The following is a 14,565-nucleotide window of genomic DNA, read 5'->3' as shown; positions in this document are numbered from 1 at the left end:
GGTGCGGGTGTCGTCATTTGATCGATCCTCTCATCACGCCGGAGATAACCCAGCGCTGGGCAAAAATGTACACAATCAGCAGCGGGGCCATGGCCATCAGGTATGAGGCGAACGCGGCCGAGTAGTTGGTGTTGAACTGGCCCTGGAACACGAATTGGGAGAGTTGCAGGGTGCGTGCCGCCGGGTCGGAGAGCACGACGAGAGGCAGGATGAAGTCATTCCACGCCCAGACACAGGTGAGGATGCCGACGGTCGCGTTCATCGGGGTGAACAAGGGGAAGATGATCTGCCAGTAAACCCGCCAGGTGGTCGCCCCGTCGGTGTAGGCCGCCTCCTCCAGCTCGATCGGGATCGATTTGATGAACGCGACGTAAATGAAGACGTTGAGCGAGAGCCCGAACACCGCGTAGAGCAAGATCAACCCGACCTGGTTGTCCAGACCGAACAGGGCCGTCTCTTTCACGACTGGGAGCATGATGATCGGGAACGGGATGAAAATGGCGGACAGCAGGTAGAAGTAGACGCCCGTGAAGAACGGCTTGTGCAGGTTGCGGGCGATGGCGTACGCCACGAGCGAGTTTGTCAGCAGGGTGAGGATGACGGCGCCGACGGTGATCAGGGCCGTGTTCATCAGCGCCTGCGGGAATTTGGTCAGCGTCCAGGCGTCGGCGAAGTTCTCCCAGTGGACGCTGGTGGGGAGCGCGAACCCGGTGCCGCCGAGCTGGTCGGGGGTCTTCAGCGCGGTGATCACGGCGAAGTAGAGCGGCACCAGCACGGTGATCGCGCAGACCGCGATCAGCATGGTGGCCCACCAGTTGATCCGGGTGCGGTTGTCTTTAATGCGCCGGACACCGCGCGAGTCACGGGCCGACCGGGGGGATGCGGGTTCGACCGTGGCGGGGGAGTCGATGGTGATAGCCATTAGAAGTCGGCCTCCGTGCGCTGAAGAACTCGGAACTGCAGGAACGAGACGAGCATGATCACGATGACGAACAGCACCGCGTTGGCGGACTGGTAGGCGAACTCGCCGCCTTGGAAACCGCCCCGGAAGATGAGCAGGGTGATCGATTCGGTCGAGGTGCCCGGCCCGCCGGCGGTGAGGGCGACGATGTGGTCGAAGGTCTGCAGGAACCCCTTCAGGCTCAGCACCATGTTGATGGTGAAAAAGGCGCTGATCATGGGGAACGTGATCGACCGGAATTGCCGTCCCGGCGTGGCCCCGTCGATGGCGGATGCCTCGTAGAGCTCTTGAGGGATCGTCTGCAAACCGGCCAGGTAGAGGATGATCGCGAACGCGCAGGCCTGCCAGACCGCGAGGGCGACGATGGCCGTCCACGCCCAGTCCGGGTTGGTGAGGATGTTGTCACGGAACACCGGGACGTTCGACAGGATCCGGGGGAGCGAATTGGCGAAGAAATACTGGAAGACGTAACCGACGACAAGGATCGCCAGCACGTAGGGGATGAAGAAGATGCCGCGAAAGGTGGACTGGAACGCGATCTTCGCGTTGAGTCCGACCGCGATGGCCAGCGAGATCACGTTGGTGAGGATGGTGGCGACGATGGCGAAGCCGAAGGTGAAGCCATAGGCCGTCAGTACCCGGTCGTCCTGGAACAGGGCGATGAAGTTGCCGAATCCGACGAAGTCCCATGAGCCGAAGCCTGCGTAGTTGGTGAAGGAGAAGAAGATGCCGATGAGTACCGGGACGGTGTGCAGCAGCGCGAAGACGGCGACCGCGGGGACGACCATCCAGTAGAAGGCGCGCGGGGTGGCGCCGACGCGTCGCCGCGCCGCGCTCGGCCGCGACGCTCGGGGCGTCTGCTCCGGCCGGGGCCGGGTCAGGACGGAAGTAAGCATCAGTTAGTCTCCGCTTCGTGTCGAGGTGGTGCGTGACGCGACCTTGCGCCATTCGTTGTCGAGGGTCGCCAGCGCTTTCGCGCTGTTCTCGTCGGTCAGGAACTGCTGCACGATGGGCCCGAGCGGGATGCTCGCCGGGATCTGGTGATCGACGAAACCGGTGATCCGGCCGGCCTGGAAGTACGGTTGCAGTTCCGCCAGGGCCGGGTTGGTGTTCTCGGCTGCGTCCCGGGCCGTCGAGAACATGTTCTGTGAGGCTGCGAAGGAGTTCTGCACCTCCTCCTGAAAGAGGAAGTCCACGAAAAGTCGGGCTTCGGCGAGGCGCGGTGTGTCGCGGCCGATGGCAATGGCCACGTCGACACCGGAGACGAGCTCGATGTCGGCCGGGTCATCCGTCACAGGGTAGGGGAAACCGCCGACGCTGATGTCGGGGTTGTTGGCCAGGATCGGGCTGAGGGCCCAGATCCCCTGCATCAGCATGGCCGATTCGCCGTTCGCGAAAGCCAGGTTGCCGTCTTCGTACGTGCGGCCGAGGTAGCCGTCCTGCGCGTAGGAATACAGCGTCTGCAGCTTCTCGAACGTCTCGTCGTAGTTCTTCGCGAACGAGACGGCCGAGTCGGGACCCACCTCCTCACCCTCCGCGCGGAGATCGGGGAAGAAATCGTCGCCGCCGAGTTGGGCGCCGATACCGTTCAGGGAGGATTGCACTGTCCATGCGTCGGCCGCGGTGCCGTAGAACGGGGCGATACCGGCCGCCTGGAGCGTGTCGCAGGCGGCGATCAACTCGTCCCAGGTGGTGGGAATCTCGATGCCCTGCGCGGCGAAGATGTCACGGTTGTAGAGAACGCCGTTGCCGTTGTTCGCGAAGCCGAGGGCATTCACCTCGTTCTGGTAGGAGCCGAGGGCCCCGACGATGTCCTGAACGGCCGGGTTGATCCGGTCGAGAACGGGGTCGCCACTGAAGTCGTGGAAGACACCGGCCCGCGCCAGCTGGCCGAAGTTCCCCGATCCGTTCAGACTGATCACATCGGGCACCTTGTTCTTGACCAGTAGGGTGCGGATGGCGGTGTCCGCATCGGGGACGGCGTTCTGGGTTACCCGGATGCCGGGGTTCTCTGCCTCAAAATCGGCGATGATGCCGTCGAAGTCCGCGATGGCCTCGGACTTGAACTGGAAGAAATCGAGGGTGACGACGTCGTTCTGACCCGGGGCGCAGCCGCTGAGGGCGCCGATCCCGAGCGTACCGGCCAGGAGGAGTGCCACGGGTCGCCGGAGCGTCCGCAACCTCCTCGACCGGTGGCGTCGCCGGGCGGGTGTCTGGTACGTCGTCGTATCCGTCATTGCGGGGCTCCTTGGGCCGTCATGTCGCTGCATGAATCTTTCTACGGCAAAAAGAATAGGACGTCAATTCGGGAAATTTGCCGCTCTCGCGAGATGAAAAGTCTGCTCGGGCCAGAGTATTCATGCCACTATGGAATAAATGGCACCTCAGGGGGCGGATATGACCACGGATGCGGCGTCGACAGTGAGCGAGACCTCCCGGGAACTCGCGCGAGCCGTGCTCATCCACGGCCCGATCTCCCGCAGCGACCTTGGCCGTCGCCTGGGACTGTCACCGGCCAGCCTGACGCGGTTGAGCAAGCCGTTCCTCGATTGTGGCCTGTTCGTCGAGGGCAGCGAAGACCGCGACGGAACCGTCGGGCGCCCGGCCCGGCCCTTGGACGTCCGGGTGGATGCCAGTCGGTTCGTCGGGGTGAAACTCACCGGCGACGACGTCTTCGCGGTGCTCACCGACCTGCGGGCCAACGAGGTGGGCTCGGCCCGGCGGGTGCTCGCCGATCACACTGTCGAGCACGTTGTGGCCCGAATCGACGAGGTCGTGCGCGAGCTCGGCGGCCCGGATGGGCTGTCGGCGCTCGGCGTCTGCGTGGGTGGGCATGTCACCGGCGCCCGGGTCGTGACCCGGGCGCCGTTCCTGGGCTGGCACGACGTGGACCTGGCCACGCGGCTCGAGCGACTGCTCGGAATTCCGGTCACGATCGAGAACGATGTCGTCGCGCTCACCTCCGCCGAGCAGTGGTTCGGAGCGGTCCGGGGTGTCCCGACCTTCGCGGTTCTGACCATCGGCGTCGGCGTCGGCTACGGACTGGTCGTCAACGACCAGGTGATCGTGACGGCCGACAGCGGCCTGGGCCTCGGTGGGCACATCCCGCTCGACCCGAACGGGCCGCTCTGCCCGGAAGGACACCGCGGCTGCTCGCAGGCAATGCTCACGAGCCAGAGTGTTACTGCCCAGGTCAGCGTGGCCCTCGGCCGGGAGGTTGACTACGACGAGGTGCTCCGGCTCGCGGTGGAGGGGAACCGGGCTGCGGCATCCGTCGTCACCGCCACCGGTCGCGGACTGGGCCGATTGATCGCGGTGATCGCCAATATCGGGATGCTCGACACGATCGTGCTCTCCGGCGAGGGGATGCCACTGTGGGCGCTGGCATCCGAGGAGGTCATCGCCGCTGCCCGAGCCGACCGCGACCCGGATGCGACACCGCTGACAATCGTCGTTGACGACAGCGGGGTCTCCTCCTGGGCCCGCGGGGCCGCGGCTGTTGCCATCCAGCGCTCGCTCGGCCGATTGGCCGCTGCCGCCAGCGAATAGAATCGTCCATGCGCGCTGCGCGCCGCGCGAGTGGGAGGCTGCACATGCAATTCGGGATCTTCACCGTCGGTGACCTCACGGTCAACCCCACGACGGGCCACACCCCCACCGAGCACGAGCGCATCACGGCCATGGTCGCCATCGCCGAGAAGGCCGAAGAGGTCGGCCTCGACGTCTTCGCCGCCGGTGAGCACCACAACCCGCCCTTCGTGCCCTCGTCGCCGACGACGCTGCTCGGCTACATCGCCGCGAAGACCGAGCGCATCATCCTCTCCACGGCCACGACATTGATCACGACGAACGACCCGGTCAAGATCGCCGAAGACTTCGCCATGCTCCAGCACCTCTCCGGTGGGCGGGTCGACCTGATGCTCGGTCGCGGCAACACCGGCCCGGTCTACCCGTGGTTCGGCCAGGACGTGCGCCAGGGCATCCCGCTGGCGCTGGAGAACTACGCGCTGCTGCGCCGGTTGTGGCGCGAGGACGTCGTGGACTGGGAGGGCCAGTTCCGCACCCCGCTGCAGGGGTTCCAGTCGACGCCGCGCCCGCTCGACGGGGTGCCGCCGTTCGTCTGGCATGCCAGCATCCGCAGCCCGGAGATCGCCGAGCAGGCCGCGTTCTACGGTGACGGCTTCTTCGCCAACAACATCTTTTGGCCCAAGGAGCACTACCTCAAGCTGATCGGGCTCTACCGGGCCCGGTTCGAGCACTACGGCCACGGTCGAGCCGACCAGGCCATCGTGGGCCTCGGCGGGCAGGTCTTCATGCGCACGAACTCGCAGGACGCCGTCGACGAATTCCGGCCCTACTTCGACAACGCCCCGGTCTACGGCCACGGCCCGAGCCTCGAGGAGTTCACCGAGCAGACGCCGCTGACCGTCGGCAGCCCGCAGCAGATCATCGACCGCTACGCCGGCATGCGCGACTACTTCGGCGACTACCAGCGTCAGCTCTTCCTGATCGACCACGCCGGACTGCCGTTGAAAACCGTGCTCGATCAGCTCGACATCCTCGGCGGCGAGGTGGTGCCCGTGCTCCGCACGGAGCTGGCCGTGAACCGGCCCGCTCACGTTCCCGACGCACCCACGCACGCCTCGCTGAAGGCCGACGCCGCGATAAGTCTGCTCGCGGCATCCGTCGCCCGCCCGTGACCTCTCCCGCGGAAGCAGACACCATGACCATCGCGCCGCCTCAGCCATCAATGGATGCGCGCCGCGCCTTCTTCGACGCCCGTCCCGCCGCCTCCGTGGCGGTCGACCTCTCCGTGCGAATCGGCAGCCTCACCCTCGCCAACCCGGTCATGCCGGCCTCGGGCTGCTTCGGGCCTTCGCTCGGACGCTTGATCCCGGTCGCCGAGCTTGGCGCCGTGGTCACCAAGACCGTGTTCGGCACCCCGCGCGGCGGCAACGCGGCGCACCGGCTGACCGAGCTCCGGGCCGGGATGGTCAACAGTGTCGGCATCCCGAGCCGCGGGGCCGCCGGCTACCTGGCGTCGCAACACCCGCTCTACCTGGCGCTCGGCGTGCCCGTGATCGTCAGCGTCGGCGGCCACCGTTCGGGCGAGTACGCCCCCGTCGTGCGGGGCCTGCGGGGCGCGGGCGACGCCTACGAGCTCAACGTGTCCTGTCCGAACCTCGACCGCCACGGCACCGACATCGGCTCCGATCCCGACGCCATCGGGAAGGTCGTGCATGCTGTGCGCCTGGAGACCGACAAGCCCCTGATCGTCAAGCTGCCGGTGCTCGTCTCTTCGATCGCGGACTGTGCCCAGGCCGCTGAGGCGGCCGGCGCCGACGCCGTCTGCGTGGCCAACTCGATCCCGGCGCTGCCGCTCACGGCCGCTACGCGGAGCCCCATTCTCGGCAACGTGATCGGCGGTCTGTCCGGCCCGAATATCCGCCCGGTCGTGCTGCGGTTGGTCTGGTTGGCCTCCCGAGCGGTCGACATCCCGGTGATCGCCTGCGGCGGGATCGAAACCGCCGACGACGCCCTCGACTACTTCTCGGTCGGCGCCCACGCCGTGCAGGTCGGCACGGCCAGCTTCGGACGCCCGTTCGCCATGGTCGAAATCGTTCGCGCCCTGCAGGAGCGCTGCGAGGGCGTCGCCGCGGCCGACATCACCGGACTGATCGAATTGTGGAGGGCCTGATGACCGTTACGACCGCCCTCGGGGCCCTCGCCGCCCTGCGCCGCCAGCAGGCGTTCGCCGCGGCCGACGAGGCCGCGCTGGACGGCCTCATCGCGGTGCGACCGCCCGAGCGGATGCCTCGGCCCGACCCGGTCTGGGACGACGCCCGCGTTCTCGTGCACGAGGTCGTGGGAGAGCGGTACCGCCGGCTCGTACTGGCCACCGACACCATTGCGACGACCGCCCTCGCCGGACAGTTCCTGATGATCACCGTGCCCCCCACAGGCGGGGAGCGCATCCTGCTCCCACGCCCGATGGCCATCCACCGCCGCCACCCCGACCAGGGCACCGTGGAGGTCATCTACGGCTCGGCCGGCCGCGGCACCACCGCGCTCACCGACGTACTCGTGGGCGAGAGCCTCCTGGTCACCGGCCCGCTGGGCCGCGGCTTCGAGTTCCCGGATGCCGCCCTCCCGACTGAGACTGGTCCAGAGGCGCCCCGCACGGCCCTGATGATCGGCCGCGGTGTCGGCGTCTGCGCCATCATGGGCTCGGTCGAAGACGCCGCCCGGCTCGGCATCGCCGCCACGGTCGTGCTCAGCGGGAGGTCGCCGGCCAATCTGATCGGCCTGGCCGACTGCGCCGAGCTGGGCGCCACGGTCATCCCCGTCACCGACGACGACGGCTCGAGCGCGCTGCCGGCGCTCGGCGAACGGCTGCGCGGGCTTTTCGCCTGGGCTCCGCCCGACGTCATCCTGGCCTGCGGCGCCGGAGTTCTCGCCCGCCTCGCCGCCGATCTCGGCGCCGAGTGGGGCGCGCCGGTGCAGGTCTCGCTGGAGGCTCACATGGCCTGCGGCCTCGGCTACTGCCACGGATGCGCCGCGCCCGTCGCCACGGATCCCGCCGTCGAGGGGCCGCTGGTCTGCGTCGACGGCCCGGTGTTCGACGCCGTGCTGCCGGACCGGGGCGCGGCCGGGCGCGAGAAACCAGCAGGCTGAACGTCTTCTGCTAGGCTTGAAGAGGTTAATCCGTGGATTGGCCACGCAGAATCACGCTCAGTACGGAGCAGACCGGCAGCGCGCTGGTCCTCGGTGGTGGTTTCCCAACTTGCCGGCAACATCCGCAGTTGGTGAATTTCTACTGGTGGCCAGCTCTCGCACCCTTCTTCTCCGCGTCCAGCTCGGGCGCCATACGGGCAACCGAGTCTTCATCGCCAGAATGGCGAGAAGCAAAAACCAAAGGAGAGAACCCCCATATGGAGGGTCCAGAAATCACGTTCGCCGAAACCGTTATCGATAACGGCAAGTACGGCACACGCACCATCCGTTTCGAAACCGGGCGTCTCGCCCAGCAGGCGCAGGGCTCTGCCGCCGCCTACATCGACGAAGAGACTATGCTTCTCTCCGCCACGAGCGCCAGCAAGCAGCCGAAGGAGAACTTCGACTTCTTCCCCCTTACCATTGACGTCGAAGAGCGCATGTACGCTGCCGGACGCATCCCGGGCAGCTTCTTCCGTCGTGAAGGTCGCCCGTCGACCGAGGCCATCCTCACCTGCCGTCTGATCGACCGGCCGCTGCGCCCGTCCTTCGTCGACGGACTCCGCAACGAGATCCAGGTTGTCGTCACCGTTCTGGCCATCGCGCCGGATGAGTACTACGACGTGCTCGCGATCAACGCGGCCTCGATGTCGACCCAGCTCGCCGGCCTCCCCTTCTCGGGCCCGATCGGTGGCGTTCGCGTCGCCCTCATCCCCGACGAGAACGGCTCCGGCCAGTGGGTTGCCTTCCCGAAGCACTCGCAGATCGTCGACGCCGTGTTCAGCATGGTCGTCGCCGGTCGCGTGGTGACCGACGCCAACGGCGCGCAGGACGTCGCGATCATGATGATCGAGGCCGAAGCCACCGACAACGCCTGGGATCTCATCAAGGGCGGCGCCATCAAGCCGAACGAAGAGGTCATCGCCGAGGGCATCGAAGCCTCGAAGCCCTTCATCAAGCAGCTCATCGAGGCGCAGCAGAAGGTTGCCGCCTCGGCCGCCAAGCCGACCGGCGCCTACCCGGTGTTCCCGTCCTACCAGCCGGCCACCTACGACGCCGTCGCCGCTCTCGCGTACGACCAGTTGAAGGCCGTCTATCAGATCGCCGACAAGATCGAGCGCCAGAATGCGGATGACGCGCTCAAGGCATCCGTCAAGGAGGCCATCGCGGCCAAGGTCGCCGCCGGCGAACTCGACGCCAGCGCGAACAACCAGGTTTCCGCCGCGTACAAGTCGGTCACCAAGCTCGTCGTGCGCTCGCGCGTTCTCAACGAGGGCATCCGCATCGACGGCCGTGGGCTCGCGGACATCCGCCCGCTCGACGCCGAGGTTGCCATCATCCCGCGCGTGCACGGTTCCGCGATCTTCCAGCGCGGCGAGACCCAGATTCTGGGTGTCACCACGCTGAACATGCTCAAGCTCGAGCAGACGATCGACTCCTTGAGCCCGGTCACCAAGAAGCGCTATATGCACAACTACAATTTCCCGCCCTACTCGACCGGTGAAACCGGCCGCGTCGGAACGCCGAAGCGCCGCGAGATCGGCCACGGAGCGCTCGCTGAGCGTGCCCTGGTCCCCGTGCTGCCGACGCGTGAGGAATTCCCCTACGCCATCCGTCAGGTCTCCGAGGCGCTCAGCTCCAACGGATCCACCTCGATGGGTTCCGTCTGTGCCTCGACCCTGTCACTGCTCAACGCCGGTGTGCCGCTGCGCGCACCTGTCGCCGGCATCGCCATGGGCCTCATCTCCGACACCGTTGACGGCAAGACCCGCTACGCGGCTCTCACCGACATCCTCGGCGCCGAAGATGCCCTCGGCGACATGGACTTCAAGGTCGCCGGCACGAGCGAGTTCGTCACCGCGATCCAGCTCGACACGAAGCTCGACGGCATCCCGGCATCCGTCCTCGCCGGCGCGCTCACCCAGGCCAAGGACGCTCGCGCGACCATCCTGGCCGTGCTGAACGCCGCCATCGACCGTCCCGACGAAATGGCACCGACCGCGCCCCGCGTGATCAGCGTCCAGATCCCGGTCGACAAGATCGGCGAGCTGATCGGCCCGAAGGGCAAGATGATCAACTCGATCCAGGACCAGACCGGTGCCGACATCTCCATCGAGGAAGACGGCACGGTGTACATCGGCGCCGTTGACGGACCGTCGGCCGAGGCCGCTCGCGCCATGGTCAACGCCGTCGCGAACCCGACCAACCCGGAGATCGGCGAGCAGTTCCTCGGAACCGTCGTCAAGATCGCCGCGTTTGGCGCATTCGTCTCCCTGCTCCCCGGCAAGGACGGCCTGCTGCACATCAGTGAGGTGCGCAAGCTCGCCGGTGGCAAGCGGGTTGAGAACGTCGAAGACGTGCTCGGCGTGGGCCAGAAGGTCCTCGTGGAGATCACCAAGATTGACGACCGTGGCAAGCTCTCGCTCGCCCCGGTCCTCGATGAGTCGGCTGAGGCCGGCACCGAGGACGCACCGGTTCCGACCGAGGCGTAGTCCGCTAGATCTACCGACAACCTCTCGCCAGGTTAGTCGGCTAGACGGAAAGCCCGTCCTGCTCCGGCAGGGCGGGCTTTTTGCATCCCGCGGTGGTCGAGTGCCCGCCCGCTGTCGCGCGTGTTCCCGATCCGGCGGCCGATCCCGTTCCCCGCGGCTCAAGACCAGCACCTATTTGAAAGTATTACAGGTTAGCGATATGATCAGACTGTGTCAATGACCGGACTACCCATGGCCCAATTGAAGTCTGACCTCTTCAAGGCTCTCGGGCATCCGTTGCGGGTGCAGGTTCTGGAGCAGTTGGCCGGCGGGGAACGCTCCGTCGGCAGCCTGGCCGAGGTGCTCGGGGCGGAACTGTCGAACCTGTCCCAGCAGCTGGGGGTCCTGCGCCGCGCCGGCGTTGTCGCCACCCGACGAGAGGGCAACACCATCTTCTACGGTCTGCGGGACCCGGGTGTCGCCGAGCTCCTGGCCATCTCCAAACGGATGTTGGTGTCCAGCCTTGAAGACTCCCACGCCCTGCTCCGCACCATCGAGCAGGACTCGCAGTAGCCCGAGCCCTAGGCCTGCTCCGTCCCGGACGAATTGGTTCGACACCGGGCTATAGCGGACGCGCCGCTAGAGGTCGTTGCCGGCGTAGGACTGGTTGAAGCTCTTGTTCACGAGGGGGAAGTCCGGCACGATCGTCTCGGACAGGGCCACGGGCAGCGCAGGCCAGTTGAAGTAGGACGGGTCGACGACCTTCAGCCGCGTGATGGCACCGTCTGGCCCTAGTTCGACCCGGTGGCAGATGGTTCCGCGCCAGCCCTCGACGAGGGCAAGGCCGCTCGCCGCCACCGTCGTCGCCGCCACCGTCGTCGCCGCCACCGTCGTCGCCGCCACCGGAGATGACGCCGCGGCCGCACCACCACGGTGCGCGCCCAGCCGGGCGATGAGGTCGATCGCCACCGCAATGGACACCTCGAACTCGCCCGCGCGCACCCGGTAGCGGCTGAGCACGTCGCCGCCGGTGTCGGTGACTACGTGGAAGTGCTCACCCAGATCGACGAAGGGATGGTCGCGGCGGGCGTCGGCGTCGACACCGGATGCCCGCGCCACATAGCCCAGCGTGCCCATGGCCTCGGCCTGGCTGGTGGGCAACGGGGCCGTGCCGGTGAACCGGTCCCGCACGATCGCGTGCCCGAGGGTGATCGCGATGATCTCCTGAACGTCGGCGGCGACGCCGCGGAGGGCGGCGGAATCCGGCAGGGCGAGAACGCGTACCCCGCCCACCGACAGCGCCCCGCGCAGGAAGCGGTGGCCGGTGACGGTCTTGTTGATGCGCAGTAGTGTTTCGCGGAGCCGTTGAGTGTGCGAGTTCACGACGCCGAACCCCACGTCGTTGGCCAGCGAACCGAGGTCGGAGACGTGGTTGTAGAGGCGTTCGAGTTCGAGCAGCAGGGCGCGCAGCAGGCGGTCGGGCTCGGAGATCTCGATGCCGGAGGCCGCCTCGATCGCCATCGTGTAGGCCAGCGTGTGGCCGATGACGGTGTCGCCGGCGATCTGCTCGGCCATATCGATGCCGTCCGCAGGCAGACGACCCTCGAAGAGCCGCTCGACGCCGCGGTGCATGTACCACTGGCGGGCTTCCATCCGCACGATGGTCTCGCCGACCACGGAGAAGCGGAAGTGGCCCGGGTCGATGATGCCGGCGTGGATGGGGCCGACGGCGATCTCGTAGACCCCGGGGCCCTCGACCTCCACGAACGGGAACGACTCGACGTCGGGTTCGAATTCGGGGGTGGCCGTGGCGTCCTTCCGCATCGGGTACCAGCCGCGGGGCCAGTGGCCGTGGCGCACCAACCGGTGGGGCTGAGGGTGGTTCGCCGGCCGCACGCCGAACAGGTCGCGGGTGCCGCGCTCGAAGTTGCCGGCCGGGAACGAGAGGTCGGCCAGGCTCGGAATCCAGGCGTCGTCATAGGGGACGGGCACGACGAGGTCGATCTGGCGCCGGGGGAAGACGGCGACGAAGGAGTAGACCACGCGCAGCCGGTCGCCGTCGTCGTGGCCCGCGACCAAAGCGAGCCGGTTTCCATCGGTCAGCAAGGCGGCGGCTTCGCCCCGGAGTTCGTCGCGCGTGAGCGTGCGCACCTCGGGGGTGGCGGCTCGCACCGGATTCGGGGTCGTCATTGGATTCCTCCCAGAACCTCGGCCGCACGCGTCAGGAGTGTGCCGACCGGCTCCGCTATGAAGGCCACCACCGCGGTGGTGCCCAGGGCGAGGATGAGCGGCAGCATCGGCCCGTGCCCCGACCGGTCCGGCACGAGGGGGTCGTCCGGGTGCGGCTCGGCGTCCGCCAGGGTGACGGATGCGCTCGGAACGGAGACCGGGACGGCTCCGGTGACGGATGCCCCGGCCCCCGCAGCCGGGACGGCCGCAGCCGGGACGACCGGGACGGCCGTGGCCGCAGGCGCCCCGATCGTCATGGCCACCGTCAACCGGGTGAGGCTGGCGAAGATGACGAGCAGCAGTACCAGAGCGATGCCGACCACCACGCCCAGGCCGGTGGAAAAGCCGGCCACGATGATGCCGACCTCGGAAAAGAAGATGCTGAACGGCGGGAACCCGATCAGAGCGGCCATGGCGATCAGCCAGGGCACGGCCAGCCCCGGCCGCCGCACGAGCAGGGCGCGCACGTCGTCGATCTTCGGAGTGCCCTCGACCTCGAGGATGCGGCCCGAGATCACGAACAGGGTGGCCTTGGTCAGCCCGTGGCCGAGCACGTACAGCAGCACGGCCGGCAGGGCCGCCGGGCCGATGGCCGCGCCGACGGCCATCATGCCCATGTGCTCGATACTGGAGTAGGCCAGCATCCGTTTGAAGTCGCGCTGGCGGATCAGAAGCGCTGCCGCCACGAAGAGGGAGAGCAGCCCGCCGACGCTGAGCATGATGCGCAGGAAATCCGGCCCGATCACGGCGTCGGTGATGGTCTGAATGCGCAGGATGGCGTAGAGGGCGACCGCGAGCAGGACGCCGGACATGAGCCCTGAGACGGGCGCGGGCGCCTGGCTGTGCGCGTCGGGCAGCCAGCTGTGCATGGGGGCGAGCCCGGCCTTGGTGGCGAAGCCGAGCACGGCGAGGGCGCCGCCGGCGCGGATCAACGCGGGGTCGAGTGGCAGGCCGGCCTGGCTGAGCACGAGCCAGGACAGGGTTGCCTCGCCCGTGCCGCGCGAGGCGGCGTAGATGAGCACGATGCCGAGCAGGGCGATGGCCACGCCGACGGAGCCGAGGATGACGTACTTCCAGGCAGCTTCCAGCGATCGGGGGGTGCGGTGGTGGCCGACCAGGAAGGCCGTGGCGATGGTGGTGGCCTCGACCGCGGCCCACATCAGGCCGATGTTGTCGGCGAGCACCGCGAGGCTCATCGCGGCCAGGAAGATCGAGATCAGGGCGTCGTAGGAGCCGGTGAACCGCGCGGGCTCGGCCGTCGCGTGGCCGAGCCCACCCCAGGTGGAGACAAGCCCGACGGCGCCGACCACGGTGAGCATGTAGGCGCTGAGCGCGTCGGCGCGGAGCAGCCCGCCGCCCAGTGTGGGAACTTCGTCCGCGAGCACGACGCTCACCAGGAGCAGGCCCGAGATGAGCACGGCAACGCTGGAGGCGATGGGGCTGAGCCGGCGTAGTGCGGGGGAGGGCACGCCGAGGCTCAGTACGGCGAGGAGGGCCGGAATGGCCAGAGGGGTCCAGAGGGCGAATGACATCAGTCGTGCAACTTTCTGAGCTGATCGATCTCGGTGTTGCCGAACTTGGTGCGCATACGGCCGGCGAAGACGTAGAGGATGACGACGACCAGCAGCACGTCGAGGGAGATGCCGAGCTCGAGGAACAGCGGCACACCGCCCGAGGTCAGGAACGCGACGGTGGCGATGCCGTTGTCGAGCACGAGGAAGCCGATCAGCTGTGATCCGGCCTGCCGGCGGGTGACCAGCAGCAGGAAACCGATCAGCACCATGGCCAGGCCGATCGGAGCCGCGTGTGCCGAGATGCTGATGTCGCCGGCGAGCACCCGACTGGCCACGACGTAGCTGAGGATGGTCAGAAGCGCCACGGTCAGCAGGGCCGCCGTCGGGTTGAGGCGCGGCGCCTCATCCGTTCGCGTGGTGGCGTGGGTCTCGCGGGCGAGCACCCACGGCAGGCCCATACCCTTGACCAGCAGTACGAGCAGCGAGACGAGGATCACCTCGACCTCGCCCTCCTCCAGGCCGATCACGGCGACCAGTGCGGCCAGCGCGAAGCCCTGCACGCTGAGCAGCCGGATCGACGCCAGCAGCGAGTGCCGCCAGACCATCAGGGCGCTGGTGAGCAGCAGGGTGCCGGTGCAGAGACCGATCAGCTGCGGGTAAATGGTGGTGAACACGG

General features: G+C 67.6%; 12 protein-coding genes. 6 read left to right on the top strand and 6 right to left on the bottom strand.

Annotated elements, in window-relative coordinates; translation table 11 throughout:
- Positions 1-13: 13 nt before the first annotated feature.
- The 3 genes from E3O28_RS13470 to E3O28_RS13460 are packed head-to-tail and all read right to left on the bottom strand — an operon-like array spanning position 14 to position 3,120.
- The gene (locus tag E3O28_RS13470) at positions 14-922 is read right to left on the bottom strand and encodes a carbohydrate ABC transporter permease (RefSeq protein WP_134416429.1); all 909 of its coding nucleotides are present in this window, start codon (positions 920-922) and stop codon (positions 14-16) included.
- Positions 922-1,857, bottom strand: coding sequence for a sugar ABC transporter permease (locus E3O28_RS13465; RefSeq protein WP_104101109.1), 936 nt, complete (start codon positions 1,855-1,857; stop codon positions 922-924). The genes E3O28_RS13470 and E3O28_RS13465 overlap by 1 nt, the downstream gene beginning before the upstream one ends.
- A 3-nt stretch (positions 1,858-1,860) precedes the next feature.
- Complete coding sequence (locus tag E3O28_RS13460; protein ID WP_241973134.1) at positions 1,861-3,120, bottom strand: extracellular solute-binding protein; 1,260 nt, start codon at positions 3,118-3,120, stop codon at positions 1,861-1,863.
- A gap of 217 nt (positions 3,121-3,337) precedes the next feature.
- Between E3O28_RS13460 and E3O28_RS13455 the strand changes: the two genes are divergently transcribed.
- The 6 genes from E3O28_RS13455 (at position 3,338) to E3O28_RS13430 (ending at position 10,719) form a co-directional block, all read left to right on the top strand.
- Positions 3,338-4,510: an ROK family transcriptional regulator gene (locus E3O28_RS13455; RefSeq protein WP_241973133.1), complete on the top strand. Its 1,173-nt coding sequence runs from the start codon at positions 3,338-3,340 to the stop codon at positions 4,508-4,510.
- A gap of 44 nt (positions 4,511-4,554) precedes the next feature.
- Positions 4,555-5,661, top strand: a complete 1,107-nt coding sequence (locus E3O28_RS13450; RefSeq protein WP_134374744.1) for an LLM class flavin-dependent oxidoreductase — start codon at positions 4,555-4,557, stop codon at positions 5,659-5,661.
- A gap of 23 nt (positions 5,662-5,684) precedes the next feature.
- Positions 5,685-6,659 carry a dihydroorotate dehydrogenase gene (locus E3O28_RS13445; RefSeq protein WP_134343017.1) on the top strand — a complete coding sequence of 325 codons (975 nt, stop codon included), beginning with the start codon at positions 5,685-5,687 and terminating at the stop codon, positions 6,657-6,659.
- The gene (locus E3O28_RS13440; protein WP_198411610.1) at positions 6,659-7,636 is read left to right on the top strand and encodes a dihydroorotate oxidase electron transfer subunit; all 978 of its coding nucleotides are present in this window, start codon (positions 6,659-6,661) and stop codon (positions 7,634-7,636) included. The genes E3O28_RS13445 and E3O28_RS13440 overlap by 1 nt, the downstream gene beginning before the upstream one ends.
- Positions 7,637-7,893: 257 nt before the next feature.
- Positions 7,894-10,167: a polyribonucleotide nucleotidyltransferase gene (locus E3O28_RS13435; RefSeq protein WP_134416425.1), complete on the top strand. Its 2,274-nt coding sequence runs from the start codon at positions 7,894-7,896 to the stop codon at positions 10,165-10,167.
- 216 nt (positions 10,168-10,383) lie between these two features.
- Positions 10,384-10,719 carry a metalloregulator ArsR/SmtB family transcription factor gene (locus E3O28_RS13430; RefSeq protein WP_104195301.1) on the top strand — a complete coding sequence of 112 codons (336 nt, stop codon included), beginning with the start codon at positions 10,384-10,386 and terminating at the stop codon, positions 10,717-10,719.
- Positions 10,720-10,785: 66 nt separating this feature from the next.
- On the opposite strand, the gene E3O28_RS13425 is transcribed toward E3O28_RS13430, so the two are convergent.
- Genes E3O28_RS13425 through E3O28_RS13415 form a run of 3 tightly spaced genes read right to left on the bottom strand, consistent with a single transcriptional unit; the run spans position 10,786 to position 14,563 of the window.
- Positions 10,786-12,336, bottom strand: coding sequence for an NADH-quinone oxidoreductase subunit C (locus tag E3O28_RS13425; RefSeq protein ID WP_134416423.1), 1,551 nt, complete (start codon positions 12,334-12,336; stop codon positions 10,786-10,788).
- Entirely contained in the window at positions 12,333-13,907 is a 1,575-nt protein-coding gene (locus E3O28_RS13420; RefSeq protein ID WP_134400828.1) for a proton-conducting transporter membrane subunit, read from the bottom strand. The genes E3O28_RS13425 and E3O28_RS13420 overlap by 4 nt, the downstream gene beginning before the upstream one ends.
- Complete coding sequence (locus E3O28_RS13415) at positions 13,907-14,563, bottom strand: hypothetical protein (protein WP_104101117.1); 657 nt, start codon at positions 14,561-14,563, stop codon at positions 13,907-13,909. Before E3O28_RS13415 ends, E3O28_RS13420 begins: the two co-directional genes overlap by 1 nt.
- Positions 14,564-14,565 lie beyond the last annotated feature (2 nt).

The sequence above is a fragment of the Cryobacterium sp. TMT2-14 genome (genome assembly GCF_004402465.1).
Lineage (GTDB): Bacteria > Actinomycetota > Actinomycetes > Actinomycetales > Microbacteriaceae > Cryobacterium > Cryobacterium sandaracinum.
Note: the sequence above shows the minus strand (reverse complement) of the source record. Positions and strands in the feature narration are given on the sequence as shown.